General features: G+C 52.4%; 19 protein-coding genes. 15 read left to right on the forward strand and 4 right to left on the reverse strand.

Features of this window, described 5'->3' with window-relative positions; translation table 11 throughout:
* From ACI4OH_RS07230 to ACI4OH_RS07280, 11 genes are all read left to right on the forward strand, one after another.
* On the forward strand, nt 1-815 hold an 815-nt coding region (locus ACI4OH_RS07230), incomplete at its 5' end, for a molybdopterin molybdotransferase MoeA (protein WP_439784502.1).
* A 10-nt stretch (nt 816-825) separates the two neighbouring features.
* Nucleotides 826-1,815: a GTP 3',8-cyclase MoaA gene (gene moaA, locus ACI4OH_RS07235; protein ID WP_439784503.1), complete on the forward strand. Its 990-nt coding sequence runs from the start codon at nt 826-828 to the stop codon at nt 1,813-1,815.
* A gap of 66 nt (nt 1,816-1,881) precedes the next feature.
* Entirely contained in the window at nt 1,882-2,808 is a 927-nt protein-coding gene (locus tag ACI4OH_RS07240) for a molybdenum cofactor synthesis domain-containing protein (RefSeq protein WP_439784504.1), read from the forward strand.
* Nucleotides 2,809-2,820: 12 nt separating this feature from the next.
* Nucleotides 2,821-3,921: a molybdopterin-guanine dinucleotide biosynthesis protein B gene (mobB, locus tag ACI4OH_RS07245; protein ID WP_439784505.1), complete on the forward strand. Its 1,101-nt coding sequence runs from the start codon at nt 2,821-2,823 to the stop codon at nt 3,919-3,921.
* Nucleotides 3,922-4,117: 196 nt separating this feature from the next.
* Nucleotides 4,118-5,341 carry an MFS transporter gene (locus tag ACI4OH_RS07250; protein ID WP_439784506.1) on the forward strand — a complete coding sequence of 408 codons (1,224 nt, stop codon included), beginning with the start codon at nt 4,118-4,120 and terminating at the stop codon, nt 5,339-5,341.
* A 280-nt stretch (nt 5,342-5,621) separates the two neighbouring features.
* Nucleotides 5,622-6,422, forward strand: coding sequence for a formate dehydrogenase accessory sulfurtransferase FdhD (locus ACI4OH_RS07255; RefSeq protein WP_439784507.1), 801 nt, complete (start codon nt 5,622-5,624; stop codon nt 6,420-6,422).
* 95 nt (nt 6,423-6,517) lie between these two features.
* A complete protein-coding gene (gene fdnG / locus ACI4OH_RS07260; protein ID WP_439784508.1) occupies nt 6,518-9,535 on the forward strand; it encodes a formate dehydrogenase-N subunit alpha in 3,018 nt (1,005 codons plus the stop codon).
* Between the two features lie 11 nt (nt 9,536-9,546).
* The gene (locus tag ACI4OH_RS07265; RefSeq protein WP_432646547.1) at nt 9,547-10,440 is read left to right on the forward strand and encodes a formate dehydrogenase accessory protein FdhE; all 894 of its coding nucleotides are present in this window, start codon (nt 9,547-9,549) and stop codon (nt 10,438-10,440) included.
* 1 nt (nt 10,441) lies between these two features.
* Nucleotides 10,442-11,245, forward strand: a complete 804-nt coding sequence (locus ACI4OH_RS07270; RefSeq protein WP_432646546.1) for a 4Fe-4S dicluster domain-containing protein — start codon at nt 10,442-10,444, stop codon at nt 11,243-11,245.
* Complete coding sequence (locus ACI4OH_RS07275; RefSeq protein WP_439784535.1) at nt 11,245-11,919, forward strand: formate dehydrogenase subunit gamma; 675 nt, start codon at nt 11,245-11,247, stop codon at nt 11,917-11,919. The genes ACI4OH_RS07270 and ACI4OH_RS07275 overlap by 1 nt, the downstream gene beginning before the upstream one ends.
* A gap of 194 nt (nt 11,920-12,113) precedes the next feature.
* Nucleotides 12,114-12,719: a hypothetical protein gene (locus ACI4OH_RS07280; RefSeq protein WP_432646545.1), complete on the forward strand. Its 606-nt coding sequence runs from the start codon at nt 12,114-12,116 to the stop codon at nt 12,717-12,719.
* Between the two features lie 81 nt (nt 12,720-12,800).
* On the opposite strand, the gene ACI4OH_RS07285 is transcribed toward ACI4OH_RS07280, so the two are convergent.
* A complete protein-coding gene (locus ACI4OH_RS07285; protein ID WP_439784509.1) occupies nt 12,801-14,345 on the reverse strand; it encodes an SLC13 family permease in 1,545 nt (514 codons plus the stop codon).
* 181 nt (nt 14,346-14,526) lie between these two features.
* Nucleotides 14,527-15,864, reverse strand: a complete 1,338-nt coding sequence (locus tag ACI4OH_RS07290) for a threonine/serine exporter family protein (RefSeq protein ID WP_432646543.1) — start codon at nt 15,862-15,864, stop codon at nt 14,527-14,529.
* Nucleotides 15,865-16,067: 203 nt separating this feature from the next.
* Here ACI4OH_RS07290 and ACI4OH_RS07295 point away from each other — a divergent pair, with 203 nt between their 5' ends.
* A complete protein-coding gene (locus ACI4OH_RS07295; RefSeq protein WP_439784510.1) occupies nt 16,068-17,927 on the forward strand; it encodes a M48 family metalloprotease in 1,860 nt (619 codons plus the stop codon).
* Between the two features lie 76 nt (nt 17,928-18,003).
* Here the strand turns inward: ACI4OH_RS07295 and ACI4OH_RS07300 are convergent, their stop codons facing one another.
* Together ACI4OH_RS07300 and ACI4OH_RS07305 are read right to left on the reverse strand one after the other, a co-directional pair.
* On the reverse strand, nt 18,004-18,258 hold the full coding sequence (locus ACI4OH_RS07300; protein WP_432646541.1) for a hypothetical protein: 255 nt from the start codon (nt 18,256-18,258) through the stop codon (nt 18,004-18,006).
* A gap of 116 nt (nt 18,259-18,374) precedes the next feature.
* Entirely contained in the window at nt 18,375-19,391 is a 1,017-nt protein-coding gene (locus ACI4OH_RS07305; protein ID WP_432646540.1) for a YeiH family protein, read from the reverse strand.
* Nucleotides 19,392-19,524: 133 nt separating this feature from the next.
* Here ACI4OH_RS07305 and ACI4OH_RS07310 point away from each other — a divergent pair, with 133 nt between their 5' ends.
* The 3 genes from ACI4OH_RS07310 to rbr all read left to right on the forward strand — a co-directional run bounded on the left by ACI4OH_RS07310 (nt 19,525) and on the right by rbr (nt 21,772).
* Complete coding sequence (locus ACI4OH_RS07310; RefSeq protein ID WP_432646539.1) at nt 19,525-20,418, forward strand: LysR family transcriptional regulator; 894 nt, start codon at nt 19,525-19,527, stop codon at nt 20,416-20,418.
* Between the two features lie 121 nt (nt 20,419-20,539).
* On the forward strand, nt 20,540-21,124 hold the full coding sequence (locus tag ACI4OH_RS07315) for a hypothetical protein (RefSeq protein WP_432646538.1): 585 nt from the start codon (nt 20,540-20,542) through the stop codon (nt 21,122-21,124).
* A gap of 96 nt (nt 21,125-21,220) precedes the next feature.
* The gene (rbr, locus tag ACI4OH_RS07320; RefSeq protein ID WP_432646537.1) at nt 21,221-21,772 is read left to right on the forward strand and encodes a rubrerythrin; all 552 of its coding nucleotides are present in this window, start codon (nt 21,221-21,223) and stop codon (nt 21,770-21,772) included.
* The last annotated feature ends 18 nt before the right edge of the window (nt 21,773-21,790 follow it).

Raw genomic sequence — 21,790 nt, forward strand, 5'->3', positions numbered from 1 at the left:
ATGAACTCCATCATCACGAGAATTACTGCTTTGCCGGCGAAGATGTCAAAAAGGGCACGGTACTTGTCAAAAAAGGCACAGAGCTTACGGCGGCACACCTCGGGGTGCTCGCGAGCCTCGGCTTTGGCAAGGTCAAGGTTTTCCGCCGCCCGCGCATCGCGATTGCGAGTACGGGCGATGAGCTCGTACTGCCGGGCGAGCCCCTGCAGCCTGGCAAAATCTACAACAGCAATCTCTACGTGCTGGCCGGACGTCTGCAGGAACTCGGCTTCGAGCCGGAAGTTCTCGGCATATTGCCGGATGATGTCGAGGAAGCAGCTAAATTTATTGATGCCTGGCGCGACAAGGCAGACCTGTTTTTGACGACAGGCGGCGTATCGGTCGGCAAGAAGGACATCATGCACGGCGTCGTCAAGAAAATCGGCACGCGCCTTTTTTGGCGCGTCTGCATCAAACCGGGGGCACCGGTCATTGCCTACACGGCGGGAAATATGCTCGGCATTGCGCTTTCGGGCAATCCCTTTGCTTCGTATGCGACGTTTGAACTCTTGACGCGGCAGGTGCTCGCGAAATTCTCGGGACGCTGTTCGGTGCAGTATACACCGGTGGCAGGCTTCCTCGCCGATAAATTCCCAAAGCCAAGTTACGGACGCCGTTTTATCCGTGCGCATTACAAGGATGGGATTTTCACGATTCCTACACAGCATGATTCGGGCTCGCTGTTTTCGGCCGCGGGCTGCAATGCACTCATTGATATCCCTGCGGGCACGGGGCCTGTGCCTGCAGGCTCTCGCGTCCAAGGCGTTCTTTTGTGAGGTGAAGGTCATGTACGACCGCTATCAGCGAAAAATTGAATACGTGCGCATCTCGCTGACGGACCGCTGCAATCTGCGCTGCCGTTACTGCATGCCGGAAGAGGGCATCAAGAAAATGCGCCATGAAGATATCCTGACATTTGATGAGATTCTTCGCGTCGTGCGCGCGCTGGCGGCTCTCGGTGTGCGCAAGGTCCGGCTGACCGGCGGTGAGCCTCTGGTCCGCCGCAATATTGCCGAGCTTGTCCGCGAAATCCATAAAATTGAAGGCATTGAGCAGATTGCCCTGACGACGAACGGCGTGCTGCTGGCCGATATGGCCGATGAACTCGTTGAGGCAGGACTCACGGGCGTCAATATCAGCCTTGATACGCTCAAGGCCGCGACGTTTGCCGACATCACACGCCGTCCTGTGTTCTCGCGCGTCGAAGCGGGCATCGAAGCCGTGCATGAAGCTGGCCTTACGGATGTCAAGTTCAACTGTGTGCCGATGCAGGGCATTAACGAAGCGGAACTGCCCGCGCTGGTCGAGCATTTCACGCATCTGCGTCCCTGGAAATTCCGCTTCATCGAACTCATGCCAATCGGCTGTGCCTATGAAGCCGGTCTCAAGGGCATCCCCATGGCCGAGGTGCGAAGTATTTTAGAGAAGGCGCTGGGGCATCTGCGTCCCATGCAGCCGGCCAAAGGCGTATACGGACCGGCCGTCTACTATCAGGCCGAAGGATTCCGCGGACAGATTGGCTTCATCGATGCGATGGAGCATAAATTCTGTTCTTCGTGCAACCGCGTGCGGCTGACAGCTGAGGGCTTTCTCAAGCTCTGCCTTAATGCGAAGACGGGACTTGACCTCAGAACACTGCTGCGCAGCGGCATTGGCGATGAAAATCTTCGTCTGGCCCTGCAGCAGGCCATTTACCATAAGCCGGAGGAGCATTTCTTCAAGACTTCTTCGTATGAGGAAAAAGACAGCCGCGCCATGTATCAGGTCGGCGGCTGATTCACAGCAGATATATGCTTGCTGTTATGAATTCGTTGAACGAAATATATATAATGGAGGACTTTCATGGGAACGATTAAGGCACTTTGCATCAGCGAGAAAAAAGGCACGCTCAAGACACCGGTACATAAGGCTCTTTTTCATACCGAATGGGGCATGGTCGGCGATGCTCATGCAGGCCGCTGGCACCGTCAGGTCAGTTTCTTAGGGCTGGCCGAGATTGAAGCATTCCGCAAACGCGGCATCGATGTCAAACTCGGCGCTTTTGGCGAAAATATCGTAGCGGAGGGCTTTCACTTCAAGGAACTGCCTGTCGGCACGCGCCTGCGCGCCGGTGAAGTCTGGTTTGAGATTACGCAGATTGGCAAAGAATGCCATAAAAGCTGTGCGATACGGAGTCAGGTCGGCGACTGCATTATGCCGCGCGAGGGCGTTTTTGCGCGCGTACTGCATGGCGGCTGGCTCGAAGAGGGCGATGAGCTTGAGCTTGTCACGGAGAAAATGCCCCTTGACGCGGCCATTATCACGGCCAGTGACAAAGGCAGCAAGGGACTGCGTGAGGATACGAGCGGTGCGAAGGTACAGGAAATGCTCGAAGCTGCTGGTTATACGGTAGCGCAGAAGGTCATTCTGCCGGATGAGCAGCAGGACATCGAACATAAGATGCGTTCGTTCGGCGACCTGGGCATCGGTCTCGTCGTGACGACGGGCGGCACGGGCTTCTCCGTGCGCGATGTGACGCCGGAGGCGACACTTGCCGTCTGCGAACGCTTGACGCCGGGTATCCCTGAGGCGATGCGCGCCCTTTCGATGCAGGTCACGCACCGCGCGATGCTGAGCCGTGCACAGGCGGGCATCTACAAGCGGACGCTCATCGTCAATCTGCCGGGCAGCCGCAAAGCGGTAGAGGAATGTCTGGGCTTTGTGCTGCCGGAACTTCAGCATGGCCTCGACATCCTGCGCGGCGATGCGAGCGAATGTGCACGCAAATAAGAGGGTGACAGCGTGGATTTTTCAGATGTTGCACTGCTCATTATTGCGGGCGGCCGGAGTTCACGCATGGGCGTGGATAAAAGATTTCTCACGTTTCAGGGGATTGGTCTGTTGGAGCGCCTTTGCCTGAAAACTGCCAAACTGCCCTTTGCCGAGCGCTTTCTCTGTGTTGAGCAGGTCTCGCCGGAGCTGCAGGAGCTGGCGGACCGTTTCGGGCTGACGCTCGTGACCGATGTTCTTTTGGAGCGCGGCCCGATGGAGGGCATCCAGCGCGGCCTCAGTTCGATGAAATCTTCGTATGCGCTGGCCTTATCCTGTGATATGCCGTTCCTGTCTTTGGCGAAGCTGCGCTTTTTGCTGGCCGCGGCCCATAAGCAGCCAAATCTGCGCGCGGTCCTGCCGCGTACGGAGCGCTGGCAGCCGCTGGCATCTCTTTACCATCGCGATATGGCGGGGCATTTTGCCGCGGCTTTGGCCCGCGGGGATGGCAAGCTCGGCATCATCATCGATGAAGTACCGCATGCCTGCGTGGATTTTCCCGACTCATGGGATTTCTTCAACGTCAATACCATGGCCGACTGGCAGCTGGCCTGCGGCCGCATGGCCAATGAAGAAAGAATCGTGCCGCTGGTGACCATCTCTGCCCCGGCTTCCAATACAGGCAAGACGACGTTCATCGAGAAACTGCTGCCAAAGCTCACGGAGCAGGGCCTGCGTGTCGGCGTGGTCAAGGGCGACTGCCATGGCTACGATGTCGATGAAGAAGGCAAGGACAGCTGGCGCTTCAAAAAAGCGGGGGCCAGCGGCGTGGCTGTTGTTTCGCCGCGGGGCTATTTCATTGAACAAAAGACACAGCAGCGTGAAAACCTCGTGGAAATTGCCAAGCGGCTCCATGATGTGGACCTCGTGCTCATCGAGAGCCGCCGCCATGGCACAGCTCCTGTTATTTCCCTGTATCGCGGCAAAGGCGAGGCGGAGCTTACGGAAGATACGGCGGTACTTTTTTCGAAAACGCCGCAAGGCATAGAAGGGGTTCGCGAATATTTACTCGATGATATTGATGCCGCCGCACGGCTTGTGATGTTTCTGATGGGCAGTGCCGGATTAAATTGACATGAGAACATCTTGGTGGTATCATACAGGCAAGGGAGTACTCCCGCAAACAAGATCTAGATTGAAACTGCTGAACAGCTGATGGCTTCTGTTTTTTCGACAGGAGTATCAGCTGTTTTTTTCTTGCCCGGACTGCAGCCGGACGAGTAAGAACATGAAAAATGCTGCAATGATTCAGGGAATGTGGAGGTTTATCATGAAATCGCGAAAAAGAATATCAACAGCGATGACATTTATTCTGCTCTTCGGCGTGGTCAGCCTGTTTTCGGACATGACCCATGAAGGTGCTGACAGCATACGCGGTGCGTACTTATCGATTATCGGTGCTTCGGCTGGCACGATTGGTTTTATTTCCGGCCTCGGTGAACTCATCGGCTACTCGCTGCGCTATGTATTTGGCCGTATCTGCGATAAAACGCGTGAATACTGGCGTATGACAATTCTTGGCTATGTACTTGATGTCATCTGCGTACCGGCTCTGGCCCTTGTCGGCGAGCATGGCTGGATTGCCGCCTGCGTCCTGCTCGTCTTCCAGCGTCTGGGCAAATCCATCAAGAAACCGGCAAAAGATACCATTATGTCATTCGCCGCGACGCGGGAGGGCGTGGGCAAGAGTTTTGGCATTCAGGAAGTGCTCGACCAGATTGGTGCGTTTCTTGGCCCGGTGTTCCTCTATGTCATCCTGCTCAGCAAGACGACGGGCACGACATTTGAGCGTTACAGCTTCTGTTTTGCTATGCTGTTGATTCCTGGCCTGCTCACGCTGTTTTTCCTCATCCTGACGAAATGGAAATTTCCGAATCCGGACCAGTTTGAACCGGAGCCAAAGCAGTACATTCCCTTCCATATGAAAAAGCATTTCCGCTTCTACATTGCCGGCATCAGCTTTTTTGCCTTTGGCTTCATCGACTATGCCATCATTGCCATGCATGTAGTGCGGACGTATATCGACCCGGCGGGCGGTTCTCTCCTGACGCAGGAAAATCTGCCGCTCCTCTATGCTCTGGCCATGCTGGTGGATGCGGTGGCAGCGCTGTTTTTCGGCCTTCTTTACGATAAAAAGGGCATGAAGGCGCTGGTCATTTCGACGCTGCTGTCCGCGCCTTTTGCCATCTTTATCTTCGGTGCTCATTCTTTTGCCGCCCTGCTGCTGGGAGTCATGCTCTGGGGCGTCGGCATGGGGGCTCAGGAGTCCATCCTCAAAGCCGTGGTGGCAAAGATGGTGCCAAAAGCGAGCCGTGCTACGGGCTACGGCGTTTTTGAATGTTCGTTTGGCATTTTCTGGTTCCTTGGCAGCTGGCTTTTAGGCCTGCTCTATGACTGGAATCTCACGCTGATGATTGCCGTATCGGTCCTTACTCAGCTGGCAGCCGTACCGTTTTATCTCAAAGTGGACAAAGAACTTCGCCGCAGCATCTGACTATTTTCTGTGCATAAATAAAATCACGATGTGATATGCAGCACTCTGATAGTGATGAAAATCACTGCCTTATTTCAGAGAGAATATCACAGCGTGATTTTTTTATGCATTTTCTATGTTTTTTCGATGTTAAAAACGTTTTGCAATATAATTTGTGCTTTTATGATTGATTTTGTGTGAAAAAAGTTGTTTACAGGCAGAAAGATAAGTGAGATAATAACTTTGCAATATAAAACAAGCATAAACAATAAATCTGTTTTATATATTATAGGGGGGATTTATGATGAAAGCAAGAGAGGATGAACTCACCGATTATCCGGTCATTCGCTATGTCAGTCAGCAGGATTCTTTCATTGACGACCATAAGTACACGTCAATGGAATGTTACCTTGACATCAATCTGAACGGCAACCGGTTCACGACCTCGTTCTGCTCACCGGGGGACCATGTGGATTTGGTTATCGGAATCTTGGCACAAATGGGACAGATTCGCAGTTACGACGATATCGTCAGCCTCGATATTGACGAAGAAGCACTGCAGGCCGACGTCATGACGACAGAACTGGCACAGGCCTGGGCGGCAAATCATGCGAGTGACCCGCGCTATTTCCGCGCACGCGAGATTCTTGACTGTGAACCGGAAAAAATCTTTGAGCGGCCGCGCGATGTACGCTTCAAAGCCAGTGACATTTTAGCCTGTGCCGACAAACTCTTGGCGGAGCTTGCAGCGACGCATGAAAAGACGAACGGCGTGCACAGCGGCATCATCTGGGACCAGCAGGCCGAGAAGATTCTTGTGTTCCGCGAGGACATCGGCCGCCACAATGTCTTTGACAAGCTCTACGGCTGGACATTGCGTCATCATATCGATATCACGGATAAAATCATTATCTTCAGCGGCCGCTGCTCGTCTGAGATGATGATGAAGCTCGGACGCATGGGCATTTCGACCGTAGCCGCAAAATCCGTGCCAACGACGCTTTCATTGGCCCTTGCCAAAAAGCTCGGCATCACCTTGGTCGCACGCATGGCACCGGGCAGCTTCTGTGTTTACACAAATCCAGAACGCATCATCTGCTAAATAAAAAAATTTTACGAATGAGGATAAATATTTAATATAACGCAGTGTAAATCATATTTACATAAATTATATCTTAATCAAAGGAGAGAGATAAGATGGATTTGAGCAGACGCGATTTTCTCAAAGCCGCTGGTATTGGCGGCCTCAGTCTGGCATTCTCCAGTCTCGGTTTTGACCTGCAGGAGGCCAAAGCGGCGGCACATACGTTCAAACTCAAGGGAGCGCGTGAATTCACGTCAATCTGCCATTTCTGCGCCTGCGGCTGCGGCGTCGTCGGCTATGTCAAGGATGGCAAGCTCATTCAGCTCGAAGGTGCGGTAGACAGTCCGATAAACCGCGGCGCACTCTGCAGCAAAGGTCTTGGCTATGCGACGATTCCAAATTCCAAGGAGCGCGCGACAAAGCCTCTGTACCGCGCGCCGGGCAGTAATCATTGGGAAGAAATCAGCTGGGATGAGGCCATTGACCGCGCGGCTAAAGCGATGAAGAACGCCCGCGAAAAAGGCTGGAAGCAGACCGAAGAGATCGACGGCCAGACGTATGAAGTCCGCCGCACCGACGGCCTTTCCTTCATTGGCGGCTCGCAGATCAACAATGAGGAATGCTATCAGAACATCAAGATGGCCCGCGCGCTCGGCGTTGTCTACATCGACAATCAGACGCGCGTCTGCCATGCCAATACGCCGCCGGCCATGGGTGCTGCGTTTGGCCGCGGTGCTATGACGAATCCTTGGGGCGATCTCAAGAACACGAAGCTCGTCTGGATTGAGGGCTCGAACCTCGCCGAATGCCATCCGATGGGCCTCAAGAATGTCATGAAGGCGCGCGAGCAGAACGGCACGAAAATCGTTCATGTCGATGTGCGTTACACGCGTACGTCGAAAATCGCGGATGATTTCTTCCAGCTGCGTCCGGGCACGGATATTGCGTTCATGGGCTATATCATCTCGCAGATGCTCGAGACGGGCAAGTTCAATAAGGACTATGTCCTGCGCAATACGAACGCTGCCTGCCTGCTGCGCGATGACTTCAAATTTGACGACGGCCTGTTCTCTGGTTTTGATGAAGCCAAGAAATCGTACACGAATACGGAGACGTGGGGCTATGCCCTTGGTGCCGATGGCAAACCGCAGAAGGCAAATGACCTCTTTGCACCGAATACAGTCATGTCGCGGCTCAAGGAATTCTACAGCCGCTATACGGTCGAGATGGTTTCGAACGTCACGGGCATGCCGGCCGCAGATATCCAGCGCGCGGCGGATATCTGGGTCAACCATGAAGGTCCGGCCATCATCATGTATGCCCTCGGCATGACGCAGCATACTATCGGTGTACAGAATATCCGCTGCTTCACGATTATGCAGCTGCTCAAAGGCAATATCGGTATCCCGGGCGGCGGCATCATCGCCATGCGCGGCCAGCCAAACGTACAGGCCTCGACGGATTTTGGCATCGAGTTCAACATGCAGCCGGGCTACCTCATCGCGCCGACGCATAAGACGAACACCCTCGCGAAGTGGACGGATGCTTATGGCACGTTCCGCCGCAAATGGTATGTCAATATGACCAAAGCATGGTTCGGCGAGCACGCAACGGCCGAAAACGACTACGGCTTCAATTACGGCGCCATCCGCAATGCCAATCATCCGGATTCCATCTACGCAATTTTTGAGGATGCTTACCGCGGCACGATGCACGCCCTCTATCTCTGCGGCCAGAATCCTCATGTGACAAATGCCAATGCCGGCCTTGTCCATGATGGCCTCTGCAAAATGGATTCGCTCATTGCACAGGATATTTTTGTCAACGAGACAGCAGAATTCTGGAACCGTCCGGGCGATAATCCTGCCGACATCCAGACCGAAGTCATCTTCCTGCCGGCCTGCTCGTACCTTGAACGTGAAGGCTCCATCACGAATTCGATGCGTCTCATTCAGTGGCGCATGAAAGGCCCGGATGCGCTTGGCGATTCCAAGCCGGATTATGAAATCAACGATATGCTCTGGAAACGTATTGTTGAACTTTATAAGGATTCCACGGAGCCGAAGGACGACCCGATTAAGTTCATGACGTGGAATTACTCGAAGGAGCATTACCTTGAGGATGTCATGAAGGAAATCAGCGGCTACGATGTCGCAACGGGCACGGTGGTCAACGGCATCGGCGAGCTCAAGGACAACGGCGAAACGGCTTCCGGCATGTGGATTTATGCAGGCTATTACGGCCGCGAGGGCAATATGACGGCGCGCCGCGGTCAGGAAGACCCGGGCAACGTCGGCATTTTCCCGAAATTTGGCTGGGCATGGCCGGATAACATTCATATCCTTTACAACCGCGCTTCGTGCCTTGAAGACGGTTCGCCAGCTGACAAAGAGCATCCGCTCGTCTGGTGGGATGCCGCTGCAGGCAAGTGGACGGGCTATGATGTGCCGGATGTCGGCAACCGCCAGCAGGGACCGGATACACCGGCAGGCCAGAAGCCGTTCCGCATGAATGGTGAAGGCTTTGCCCGCATTTATGCAGCGCCGTACAAGGACAAGAATCCGGACGGTACGACGCGCGATGCTTCTTCGACGCCGGTTGACGGCCCGATTCCGGAGCATTATGAGCCGTTTGAGAGTCCGACGCACAATGCCATGCATGAAAATGACAGTGCGCAGCACAATCCGTGCATCAAATATCCGCGCCTGCCGGAAAAACAGCCCATCGGCACAAAGGATAAATTCCCGTACGTACTCTGCAGCTCGGGTATTGCGGAGCATTGGTGCTCTGGCACGGTCACGCGCAACATCCCGTGGCTCAATGAGCTCGTCAAGGAGAATTTCGTGGAAATCAGCGAACAGCTGGCTAAGAAAATCGGCGTCAAGGCCGGCGATAAAGTCAAAGTCAGCTCGGCACGCAGCGAAATTACAGTCAAGGCCATGGTCACGAAGCGCGCACAGCCGCTTATGGTCAACGGCGAGGAGACGCACATGGTCTGGATGCCGTATTCCTTCGGTTTCAAGGGACTTTCGACGGGACCGAGCACGAACTACCTGACGAATGATGCCCTTGACCCGAATTCAGAGGAGCAGGAATTCAAGGCCTGCCTCGTCAATGTACAGAAAGCATGAGGGAGCGTTTTATGAAATCTGCTAACGAAACGAAGTGGGATGCGTATCTTGAGCAGCATGCGTATCTCAAGGAGACGGCCGGCTGGCGGAAATCTTTTGAAAAGGTTCTGCTCGAGACGGTTTCTCCCATCTCCCTGCCGCCGCAGGATACCTGGCAGTCTCTCGTAAAGGATGGTCTGCCGCTTTTGCAGCATGAAGAGCTGCAGCAGGAAATTACGGCGGCTGCTGCAGCTAAGCTGCAGGATGTACTGCAGAGCCTTTTAAAAGGTTCCGATATTGTTTTGCCAGAAGCAATGGAAAATTCCCTGAACGCGCTTGCCGCGTGGGCTGGGCAGACAGAACTTCCTTTGCGGCAGCAGCTTTTCCTTCTATTATTAAAGCAGGAAGACAAAGCCTTTGGCGAGTTTGTCAAAGTGCAGCAGCTTGAGGAAACCAGCCTGCGTCTCTTGGGCTGGGCTCTTCTCGACGCTCTCGTGCCGGCAGAAGCAAAAGACGCTGCTGTCTGGGAAACGATTGGCTGGAAGAGAAATTACTGTCCGGTCTGCGGCCGTCAGCCGGTTCTTGCCGTTCTGCGCAAAGAGCAGGAAGGCCGCGCGCGCTTCCTCGTCTGCGACGGCTGCCATACGGTCTGGCCGTATGCACGCGTAGGCTGCGTTTACTGCGGCAATGAAGACTTAAAAAAGATGCACGTACTGGAGCCGGAAGGCGAAGAAGCGATGCGTCTCGATGTCTGTGACAAATGCCATGCTTACCTGAAGACGTATCAGGGCAAGGATGAAAATGGGGAAGAAGAGATTTATCGTCACGACTGGGCAACGCTCCACCTCGATATTCTGGGGTCGGAGAGAGGCCTTGTGAAGAAGGGCAGCGTTTTGCTGGCCTCTGCAGAAGGGGAGGAAGAGTAAAATGGCACAAGAAATGGCAATGCTGCACGATATCGCACGCTGCAGCGCCTGCAGGGCCTGCATGGTCGCCTGCAAGCAGTGGCATGACCTGCCGGCGGATATGTCAACGCCGTTTGAGGGACAGTATCAGTCTCATAAGGATCTGACACCGACGACATGGACGCTCATTCGCATGACGGAACGCGTCGATGAGAAGAAAAAGTTCCATTGGGATTTCGTCAAGACGCAGTGCATGCACTGCGGAGATCCTGCCTGTGCGAAAGGCTGTCCGGAAGAGGCTATCGACAAACTGCCGACGGGCGCCGTGGTCATCAATCAGGATAAATGTGTCGGCTGCGGCTACTGCGTGGCCAACTGCCCGTTTGGCATTCCGAAAATCAACAAGGAGACGCATAAATCAACGAAATGCGATCTCTGCTTTGACCGCATCGAAGAAGGCATGACGCCTTCGTGCGCGAAGACCTGCACGGCCGATGCCCTGCAGTTTGCACCGTACGAAGAGATTGAGGAAATTGCCCGCCAGCGCGTGCAGGAACTCAAGAATGACGGGTATCCCGATGCCAATGTCTTCAATCCACAGGGCGTTGGCGGCGTGCACATGATTTATGTGCTGCCGGAAAAACCGGAGACGTACGGCTTTAAGCCGCAGGCTGTTACGCCCGTCTCCATTGATATCTGGAAGGATGTCGTACGTCCGCTTGGCAAGATCGCCGGTGCGGGTGCCTTGGTCGGTGTGCTCGGCCTTGCTGCAGTCAAGGGCCTGACGGGCAAGAACAAGGATGATAACGGAAAGGGGGAGAAATGATGTCAAAAAACACGACTTATATCAAACGCCATAAGAAAGGGTTCATCTACTTTCACTGGGTCAATGCGATTACGTTTTTCCTCTTATTCCTGACGGCGATGCCGCTTTATACGAATAAGTTCCTGTTCCTTTATGAGACGTTTGGTGCTGAGACGCTGCAGACCTGTCATCACATCCTCGGCGTCATTTTCCTGCTGAATCCGATTGTGGCCTTACTCTTCACGGCCCGCAGTGGCATTCTGACACTCATTCGCGAGGTCCTGCGTTTTGACAAGGATGATATTAAATTCCTCGTCAAATTCCCTGCAGAACTCATCGGCAGAGAGCCGAAAGATATGCCGAAACAGGGATTCTATAACGGCGGCGAGCGTTTGAATATTCTGCTGCAGGCCCTTCTCTGGCTCGGCTTTGTGGTCTCCGGCCTGACGCTCTGGCTCGGTGCCGGCCATATCTCTCCCTCTATCCGCACTTGGATGATTCCGCTGCACAGCATTTGTGCAGGCCTCGGCTTTGCCGCTGCCATCGGCCATATTTATCTGGCTATCGGCGTCAATCCCGATTCCTTCCACGGCATGCGCGACGGCACGGTCAAGGAGAGCTATGCGAAGCATCATCATGCGAAATGGACGGACCAGCTGGAAACAGAAGGCCGCCTTGAGCGTGAAATTAAATGAGTTGGAAAATCAGCTGTAATATTGACCTAACATAAAATAAAAATCCTGTCATGGTTTTCATGGCAGGATTTTTTTACTCTTCGGCGAAAAAGAATATATAGTTGTTCATAGCATAGATTGCATCGTATAGGAAACCTGAAAAAACGAACCAGGATATATTCATTTTGTTTTGCAACAAGGAAGAAGGGATCATCATGATCTGCAGGAAATGTGGCCGTATGCTGGAGTCGGGGACGCGGATCTGTCCCTTCTGCGGCGAGCCGGCAACGCTGGCAGCCAGTCCTTTAAAACAGGGCATGCCGGAACTCATATTATTGAAGAATTTGGCACCCGTGCCGGCGACACGGCAGGAGACCATCGCAGAACTGCGCCGTTTAGAACCGTATTTTTTGGAGCTTGAGGATAAATATGCGACACTTTCGGACCTCTGGCTCAAGGCCGTCTGCTGGCAGCCGCCGTCGAAACAGCGCTGGGGCATTGGCGGTTTCCTTTTGGCGCTGCTGCTCTATCTTTTAATCGGCGTTCATCTGCCGGCTGCATCTGTCTTTATTTTTGTCGTATTGTGGGGGTTGATTTCGTATTTTGGTTATGCGAATTCCTTAAAAAAATTCGAATCGTATAAATTCCAGAATGAATGTGCCATCCGCAGAATCGAGAATGAGATACGAGCCCATTATAATGAAGCAAAAAATTGTTTTCTGCCGCTTGATTACACGTCACCGGCGGCCCTGCATGAACTGATAGCAGGGCTTGATTCCGGTATGATTGCCTCGTTTGAGGATTACCGCATCAATAATTGACGAGAAATTGAAAAGGGCATAAAAATACCGCATCGTGCTGATGCGGTATTTTTTAGTGGAATTTTTCTATGAAAGGATATGTCAGCCCGTTACCCAGGAGACGAAGTAAATGCAGAGTGGAATGGTCACGCAGGCAATGCCGATGATGTCGATATAAACACCCGTGCGGATCATCTTGGTGATGGGGATGTATCCGGATGCGTAGACAATGGCATTTGGCGGTGTCGAAACCGGCAGCATGAAGCCGAGCGAAGCCGAAAGGGCAATTGCAACCGAGACCGGGATGGGGCTCATGCCGGCGGAAACGGCTGCGGTGATGGCCAGGGGGCCAATCATGTTTGTCGCAGCCGTATGGCTCGTGAGCTCGGAGAGCAGCAGGGCCATGACGGAGAAGATGGCAACCATGGCAATCGGGGATGGCTCGCCGCCCATCATCGCGATGATGGCATCGCCGACCCATTTGGAAAGGCCGGTCTTATACATCATACCGCCCATGGCAAGGCCGCCGCCGAAGAGAATCAGCGTACCCCATTCGATGCCGTCTTTTGCATCTTTCCAGCTCAGCGTAAACTCGCGTTTCTTGAAATTGACGGGAATCAGGAAGAGCAGCAGAGCGCCAATCATAGCGGCGACCGCTTCTGGGAAGAGTTTATTATACATCTTGAGGACGGGCGAGCCGCTGCCGAGGGCGATGGAGAGGATGCCCGGCAGTACCCAGAGCACGACGGCCACGACAAAGCAGAAAACCGTATTTTTCTGCGCGCGCGTCCAGCTGCCGAGTTCTTTGAGTTTATTCTGGATGAAATTCTCAGCACCGTCGATTTTTTCAACATCGGCAGGGAACATGCGAATCAGGACAACGTAGGCAATGATGAAATAAGCAATCATAGCGATAATACCCCAGGTCATCCATTCAAAGAAGGAGACCTGAATATCCGTCATCTGGTCGAGAAAGCCGAGCATGATGAGGTTAGGCGGGGTGCCAATTGGCGTCAGGACGCCGCCGATAGAGCAGGCATAAGCGGTCATGAGCATGAGGCCGGTTGCATATTTATAATCGTAAAGGTCAATCTTGCGGCCGTTGACGGCAAACATCTCTTTGATGGAAGCGAGCAGGCCCAGGCAAATCGGGAACATCATGGCCGCGGTCGCCGTGTTGCTGACCCAGCCGGAGCAGAGGGCTGCGGCAAGGCCGGTAGCGAGGAAAATACGGCGTGGGTTGGAGCCAACCCAGGATCTTGAGAGCAGCCAGTAGGCAAAGTGTTTATCGATGCCATGTGTCATCATGGCTTTGGCGAGGATGAAGCCGCCCATGAAGAGAAAAATCATGGGGTTGGCAAAGGCGGAAAAAGCCATGCTGACCGGCACGACGCCCGTGATGACGGCCAGAGTCGGGCCAATCAGAGATGTTACAGGAATGGGAACAGGCTCAGTAATCCACCATAATGCAACGAGTACCATAATGGATAAGAGTTTATGGGCTTCAAGTGTCAACCCGTCAATCGGGGTAAAGAATACGAGCAGGGCAAGGATGGGCGCGCCAAAAAGTCCGATGGTGCGGCGGCGGCGGTCAAAGAGCTGCTCCGCGCGTTTCACGGCCAGCGCCTCTTGGTTGATCTGGTTCATGGATATTCCTCCTTCGACGTAGTAGTGGGATTGACTGCGCAAGTCAGAACTGTGTTATACGTCTTATGATACAGAAATATCAGAACTTTATCAATAGAAAAATGGCATTCAAACGATTCTTTTTAGGAATGATTGAATGCCATGCAATTAAATTCCATTATTTATAATGGAACACGATATGTTATTCATCTTCTTTTAAGTAGCGGCGGTCGAGAAGATCTTTGACGGTGCGCTGCTTGTTATTCTCAATATAGCGATGAATGAAGATGTTCGGAATGGCCACGCCGATGGCAATACCGATGATGATGGTAACGGCAGCCACGCCGTCGCGCATCATGGTGAGCAGGGCCGCAGGCGTGATATCCTGGATGTTTAATAGGGCAAAGAGGACGCGGTAGAGCAGAACACCAGGAATCATCGGGATGGCCGAGGGGATGGTCAGGATGATATTTGGTGCGTGGAACCAGTGAATGGCCTTGAGCGCAATGAGACCGACCGCAGCAGCCCCGAGGAAGGAGCCAGCCGTCTGGGAGAAGCCGAACTGCAGGACCATGACATTGCGCAGCAGCACGGTGATGATGCCGCCGACTGCGACGACGGGCAGCAGGCGCCGCGGGATATTAAAGATGATGGAGAAGCCCATGGCTGATATCGCGGCTGCTATGGCCTGCGAGAAGTAAATATTGTCCGGCTGCAGACTGACCGTTGTGAAGTCTGAGACATTGCCGAGACGAATCGCTATGACAATGCCAAACGTCATGGCCCCGACAATCAGCAGTGTGTGAGTCGCTCTGGTCATGCCGGAAACGATGAAATTATTCAGGAGATCATCGACGGCATTGATGAGCGGGATACCGGGGACGAGGAACAGTGTACAGGAAATGAGCGGATACCAGTTCATGCTTCCTGTCAGGAACTGCGTTGCCCAGGCATACATCGTGGTCGCAAAGGACGTGATAGCGATGACAGCATAGGTGTTGAAGGCATAATGATTGCAGAGTCTTCTGGTATAGAACCCGAGAAAAGCACAGATGGCCGTAAGCAAAAAATCCAGCCATGTGCCGCCAAAAAGCTTGCAGAAGCCGCCGCAGGCAGCGCCGGCGCCGAGTGCTGTAAGCCAGACAGGATAATTGCGCGGCCTGTTCTTGATGCGCAGCAGATGGCGTTCGAACTCGTGCAGAGAATAATTTTTTTGCAGCGCACGCCAGGTCAGTTTGCTGACAGCCGTAAGCGTGGTCATATTGATGCCATGTGTCTTGCATTTGCGGAATTCCGTATAAGAATGAGTCTCATCGTTGACATTGAGCATCAAGGTCGTGTACATGACATGCTGATGAATGCGGTCTTTCGGGATGCCCATGTAGGCTGCTGCACGCATCATATCGCGTACCGTACGGTCACTGTCGGCGCCATTTTCCATCAGAAGCTGTCCGGTGTGCAGGAGAAGATGCATCTTAGGACCGATTTCGGCGAAAGGTTCCTTGAGTTCTTCAAGTGACTTCTCGTCCTTTGTCTCCATGATTTTGCCCCCTTTTTGCTGTTTTTCATGAAGAAAGACTATGGTATATTGAAATTATACAATGCTTGGAGATGGCTTTCAAGCGAGTTGATAATTGACTAAACAAAGTATTTTCAGTGTCTCTATTTTTTGCTATAATCAGGTCAGAAGTGAGGCGGGAGGTGTCTTATTTGTATCCTTGGCAAAGAAATTGGCGAAGAAAAATGTTGGCTGTGTGTATAAGCGGTACCATTGGGCTCGGTACGGCTTTTCTGCCGGCAGGCAGGGCGGAAGCCGTTGATGCCTGGGCTGTTGCCGCGCAGTCTTTGGGTGTTTATGCCGCTTATAAATCGAGTCTGTCGAGTATCCTTGCTCTGGGCAATGATGTCAGCGCGCAGGTGCAGAGCGCCCGGCAGGATTTAAAGGAAAATGGCGAAGATGGGAATCATCACGATTGGGACGTCGTCAATCGCGTTATGAGGCAGCTGGTCAATAAAGGTCAGTATGTCCTCAGGACGAATTCCCTGCCCTTCATATGGGGCGTGAATAACAGCAGCGATTTCAATGCCTCGTGTTTCCCGACGGATTATGTCAGCATCAACCGCGCTCTGGTACGCGGCCTTGAGTGCGATGAGGATGAACTCGCAGCCGTCCTCGGTCATGAGATGACGCATGGTATTGAACAGCACAGTGCAAAAAACTATGCCAAGGCTGTCGCGCAGTATTACGGCATGAGTTTTCTCAATATGGATGCAGGGCTCATGGATTGGAATAAACTCAATGCCCTGGCCAATTATTCCATTGCAAAAAATGTCACGCTGCCGACGGAGTACGATGCCGATGCAGGCGGATTTTATATTATGACGAGTGCCGGCTTCAACCCGGGCGGCCCTGCTGCTGCCATGTACCGCATGGCTTATTATCTGACGTATGAGACGCGCAATGTACTCGAGTATCAGGACCCTGACGATAAGAAAAAGAATCAGGAGAATTTTTCCGACCATCCTGAAACAGAATTGCGTGAAAAGAGACTCGCGCAGATGATGACGGATTATGGCTGCGGCCATGTGACCGTCAAAGACCGCAAAACCGTCTGCATCGATGGTCAGGATTTGCTGACCGTGGATTTGACACGGGATGATTACGATAATACGGTGGAAAATGCGTATTATGTCGCAGGCGGACTCGCGAAGGCTTTCCACGATTGCGATTCTCTGGAGGCATGGAATTTTCGCGATGATGGCGAGGGCGGTCTGAATTTTTTGACATCCGACCGTGTCTATAAGCCCCTGCAGGATTTTGTGTCCGTCCAGCACCTTGGCAGCCGCCTGCAGGAACTGGTGCAGAATGCATATGCAGGAGAAGCAGCAACAGGTGCCCGCACGAAAATGAAAGAGGCCGAGGCAGCGCGTCAGCAGGAACTGTCAGCAGCTAAGGCTGAAGTGGCTGCTGCCGATGAAAAAACAGTCAAAAAGATGCGCGAGAACGGCGATGCCTACAGTGATTATGGCATGGGAAAGCAGGCTCTGTGGGAACTGGGGCGCGTTTTCGCGGCCAAGCATATGGATAATGAGGCGGAGAGCTACGTGATCCGTGGCCGGGCCAAAGCCGTGGATGGTGATTATACAGGCGGCCTGGCTGATGCAGATCAGGGCCTTGCCCTGGATGATAAGAATGCCTATAATTTCCTCAACCGCGCTGATATTTACCGCATGCTCGGCAATCGCGAGGCAGCTCTTGCGGACTGTCAGAGTGCCATGAAGGTCGATGCGGAAAACCCATACAGCTATCTTATGAGTGCGGAAATCGAAGATGAGATGAACCGCAAGGATGAGGCGCTGGAGAGTTATCAGAAATTCTACAAACTGCGCCCCGCTGCCTTTCGCCGCATTCCTTCGGAATATCTGCAAAAGATTTCAGAGAAGGATTATAAGACGTGGCAAAAAGAACAGGCGGAGAAGGAAAAGGCAAGACTGGAGGCCTGGAAAAAGAAGCAGAAGGAAAAAACGGCACAGACCGCGAAAACGGAAAAAACAGAAGCCTCTGCCAAAACAGAAAAGGATCAGCAGAACAGAAAAAAATAAACAGTTCGAAAAAAGCCTTTCTCTGTCAGATTGGGAACTCTGACAGAGAAAGGCTTTTTTTACTGTTTGAGCAAAATTAACGGCCGCAGGGATAACCGGCTCCGCAGCCGCCGCGGTAATGACCGCGCTGAGGCCCGCTGCAATAGGCGTTATCGTCACGGCAGTAAGCGCGATTGCCACTGCAGTATGCACCATTATTGCAGGCCGCGTTATTTTCGTAGCAGCTTCTTACCGGGCACGTGTTGTTATCGTCCGCTGAAGAAGCAGCCAGTACCGGCACAGCAATTGAGATGAGCAGTGCTGCCAAAACAGCAGCTATGACTTTCTTCATAAAAATCCCTCCTTGGCATTTGCCGCTTTGAAAGAAGAATACTCTAAATACTACCTTTATTATACCAGAGGGATGCAGATTTTTCTGTACCTATTTTCAGAAGTGGTTATTTATTTTTAGAAGAAAGTATGTACGATGCCAATGGCAAGTCCCATGATGACGAACGAGCAGAGAATGGCGCCAATCAGAGGGCGGATGCCTTGTTTGAGGATGACGCCGAAATTGACGTTGAGGCCGAGTGCAGCCATGGCCATGCCGAGCAGCAGATAGGCGAGCTGGACAAAGGAAGGAACATACTGCTCAATGCCCGGCACATAAGAGCCAACGGCACTGGCGATAATGAAGCCGCCCATGAACCAGGGGATTGGTACAGACATTTTGCCTTCGCTCTCGCCATTTTGTTTGCGGAAGCGGCGTGCTTCGAGGATGCCGACAATGATTGCGACAGGGGCGAGCAGCAGGACGCGCGAGAGCTTCGCGATAATGGCACTGTCTGTGCCGACAGGACCGGCTGCGCCGCCAGCCGCTACGGCATGGGCAATCTCATGCAGGCTGAGGCCGGCCATAACGCCAAACTGACTGTCCGTGAAGCCTAAGAAAGGCTGCAGGCCGACTTCAATCAGGGTAAAGACGGTACCGAGAATGGCGACGATTGCCACAGCCAGCACGGATTGATTGGCCTTGGCCCTGACCGCACTGGAAACGCCCATGACGGCGGCCGCACCGCAGATGCTGCAGCCGCAGGCCGTGAGCAGGGCAAGGGTGTGTTCTACCTTGAAGAAGCGGGCAACGGCAAAATTCAGGGGAATCATGATGGCAACGACCACGACGGCAGCTTCGAGACTCTTGAGTCCGGCACTCATGAGGATGACGAGGTTGAGCTTGAAGCCTAAGAGGATGATGCCGGCACGTAAAAATTTATTGGCGATGAACGGCGTACTGACCTGTGCGGCCAGCGTTACCGGCCGCAAAAGCTGCAGGCACATGCCGAGCAGTAAAGCGAGCACGAGGTGTCCGACGAGGGAAAAGCCCGGCAGTTTGGCGAGGTATTGTCCGGCAAACGAGCAGATCAGCGTGACAAGAAAGCCAATGCTTGCGCGATGCCAGATGAGATTGATATTACGAATGCTCATAAAAGAAAATCTCCTTATTCTGATATTTTGACCTGCGCAAAAGTCAAGTTGATTATAAATGGCAGGGATAAAAATGTAAAATTATGTATTATAATATATCGATAAGATAATATTATTAACAGGAGGGCATGATATGTTGGATTTTCGGGTGGAGACCTTTCTCTGCGTCTGCCAGACGATGAATTTTACACAGGCTGCCAGGCTGCTGAATATTACGCAGCCGGCTGTTTCGCAGCATATTCATTTTCTGGAGGATGCTTATGGTGTAACGCTGTTTCGTTATGAGAATAAAAAACTTTATCTGACGCCATCTGGCGAAATCCTGCGCAAGCGCTTTTTAGCGATGAAGAACGATGAGGCGGAGCTTATGGCCGAGCTGCACAGTCAGATACAGGGAATTGAAGAGCTTTCTCTTGGCGTGACCATGACAGTTGGGGAATATGCTGTTATTGAGCCGTTGGCCAAAATCCTGAAAAAACATCCGGAGCTCAATATCAAACTGGTCTTTGGCAATACGCAGCAGCTGCTGCAGATGCTCGCGGAAGGGCGTATACAGCTGGCGCTCGTCGAGGGATATTATCCTCAGGAAGAATATGAACATTGCCATTACAGCACGGAGGCGTATATCGGCGTCTGCGCATCTGAGCATATTTTTGCCGCAGGTAAGCCCCGTTATTTCCATGACCTTTTGCAGGAGCGCCTGCTTATTCGCGAACCTGGCTCGGGCACGCGCAATATCCTTGAACGCAATCTCGCTCTGTACGGCATGAAGGTCCGTGATTTTATCCATTTCACGGAAGTCGGCAATATGCATACCATCATTGGCCTGCTGGAACGCGATGCCGGGATCTCGTTCCTTTATAAAATCGCTGTGACAAAGGAGCTGCAGCAGGGCATCCTGCAGGAAATTCCCCTGGCAGATTTCTCGATGAAACATGATTTTGATTTTATCTGGGAGAAGGGCAGCATCTACACGGAGAAATATGCTGCCTTTTGTCAGGAACTTCGCGAAGCAGCCGGATTTTGAAAAGAAGCTTCTGAAAAAAGAAGGGATGTTTGCATGGGAGGGCGAATATTAAAGTAGATTATTGAGGTCAGTTAATACTTCTATAGAAGCCTTTTTCTGTTTTTAGTCAGGGGGGATTGTGATGATCAGTTTGACTGACAAAAAGGAAATCTGGCGCAATATGCCTGAAGATACGCCGGAGCAGCAGCTTTGGGCAGATAATTATTACGACGCCGAGCTCATGCCGATGGCACAGGCACATTTCAGGAATCATTATGCTGCTGAAAAAAAGGATTATTACGGCATCTTCCTGCTCATGGGCTCTGCATGGGAACTTTCGACCTTTACCGTGTCCCTTTTTGAACCGCAGAACGTGCATATATTCTGCCGTAAGGAACAGGCCCTGCAGGTCAAGCTCCTGCAGAAAAATCTCGGACTTGACGAGGGCAGCCTCTGCTGCACGTATATTCAGGGAGAGGATGTTTCCTCGCTTTACCGCGTCATGAAGAAGCAGCATGACATCTGGGACTCCGTGGGCCGCAGCGCCATCGATATCACGGGAGGTTCCGCAACGATTGCATCGGCAGCAGCAATGGCCGCCACGTATCTCGATATTGATGTCTACCGCATTGAAAGCCAGTATCTGGCAAAATACCATCATCATGACCCTGGCTCTGAAAAGCTTTGTTCGATTCCGTCTGTACAATCCGTCATTGGTGAGGAATGAGCAGATTTTTTTGATTCTTAACTGGCTTTTCAGAAGAGTTTATGCTATAATGAATATAAATTAATTAATAAGTATTATTTGTTAGGAGGAGCAAAAATGGCAGAAGAAAAGAAAAATCCGTATGCAGGTACGCAGACTGAGAAGAATCTTTTAGCGGCGTTTGCAGGCGAGAGCGAGGCAACGAATAAGTATACCTATTTTGCTTCGCGGGCAAAGAAAGACGGTTTTGAGCAGATTTCCGCCTTGTTCCTGAAGACCGCCAGCAATGAGCGCGAGCATGCGAAGATGTGGTTTAAAGAACTCTTCGGTATTGGCGATACGGCAGAAAATCTCGGCAACGCAGCTGACGGCGAGAACTACGAGTGGACGGATATGTACAAAGGCTTTGCTGAGACGGCTGAAAAAGAGGGCTTCAAGGCATTGGCTGCGAAATTCCGTATGGTCGCCGAAATCGAAAAGCATCATGAGGAACGCTATCGCGCTCTCTTGAAAAATGTCGAGACGGCACAGGTCTTTGAGAAGAGCGAAGTCAAGGTTTGGGAGTGCCGCAACTGCGGCCATATCATCGTCGGTACGAAAGCACCGGAGATTTGCCCGGTCTGCGCACATCCGCAGAGCTACTTCGAGGTTCATGCCGAAAATTATTGAGATGGAGAAATGTCATCC

It is taken from the genome of Mitsuokella apri, from assembly GCF_051886055.1.
GTDB lineage: Bacteria > Bacillota > Negativicutes > Selenomonadales > Selenomonadaceae > Mitsuokella.

Bases quoted from the DNA above. Each gene is read 5' to 3' on its own strand.
- ACI4OH_RS07290 (WP_432646543.1), bottom strand. From the start codon at position 15,864: ATGGAGACAAAGGACGAGAAGTCACTTGAAGAACTCAAGGAACCTTTC.
- ACI4OH_RS07275 (WP_439784535.1), top strand. From the start codon at position 11,245: ATGTCAAAAAACACGACTTATATCAAACGCCATAAGAAAGGGTTCATC.
- ACI4OH_RS07240 (WP_439784504.1), top strand. From the start codon at position 1,882: ATGGGAACGATTAAGGCACTTTGCATCAGCGAGAAAAAAGGCACGCTC.
- ACI4OH_RS07295 (WP_439784510.1), top strand. From the start codon at position 16,068: ATGTTGGCTGTGTGTATAAGCGGTACCATTGGGCTCGGTACGGCTTTT.
- ACI4OH_RS07305 (WP_432646540.1), bottom strand. From the start codon at position 19,391: ATGAGCATTCGTAATATCAATCTCATCTGGCATCGCGCAAGCATTGGC.
- ACI4OH_RS07255 (WP_439784507.1), top strand. From the start codon at position 5,622: ATGATGAAAGCAAGAGAGGATGAACTCACCGATTATCCGGTCATTCGC.
- ACI4OH_RS07280 (WP_432646545.1), top strand. From the start codon at position 12,114: ATGATCTGCAGGAAATGTGGCCGTATGCTGGAGTCGGGGACGCGGATC.
- ACI4OH_RS07315 (WP_432646538.1), top strand. From the start codon at position 20,540: ATGATCAGTTTGACTGACAAAAAGGAAATCTGGCGCAATATGCCTGAA.
- ACI4OH_RS07265 (WP_432646547.1), top strand. From the start codon at position 9,547: ATGAAATCTGCTAACGAAACGAAGTGGGATGCGTATCTTGAGCAGCAT.
- moaA (WP_439784503.1), top strand. From the start codon at position 826: ATGTACGACCGCTATCAGCGAAAAATTGAATACGTGCGCATCTCGCTG.
- ACI4OH_RS07300 (WP_432646541.1), bottom strand. From the start codon at position 18,258: ATGAAGAAAGTCATAGCTGCTGTTTTGGCAGCACTGCTCATCTCAATT.
- fdnG (WP_439784508.1), top strand. From the start codon at position 6,518: ATGGATTTGAGCAGACGCGATTTTCTCAAAGCCGCTGGTATTGGCGGC.
- rbr (WP_432646537.1), top strand. From the start codon at position 21,221: ATGGCAGAAGAAAAGAAAAATCCGTATGCAGGTACGCAGACTGAGAAG.
- ACI4OH_RS07310 (WP_432646539.1), top strand. From the start codon at position 19,525: ATGTTGGATTTTCGGGTGGAGACCTTTCTCTGCGTCTGCCAGACGATG.
- ACI4OH_RS07250 (WP_439784506.1), top strand. From the start codon at position 4,118: ATGAAATCGCGAAAAAGAATATCAACAGCGATGACATTTATTCTGCTC.
- ACI4OH_RS07270 (WP_432646546.1), top strand. From the start codon at position 10,442: ATGGCACAAGAAATGGCAATGCTGCACGATATCGCACGCTGCAGCGCC.
- ACI4OH_RS07285 (WP_439784509.1), bottom strand. From the start codon at position 14,345: ATGAACCAGATCAACCAAGAGGCGCTGGCCGTGAAACGCGCGGAGCAG.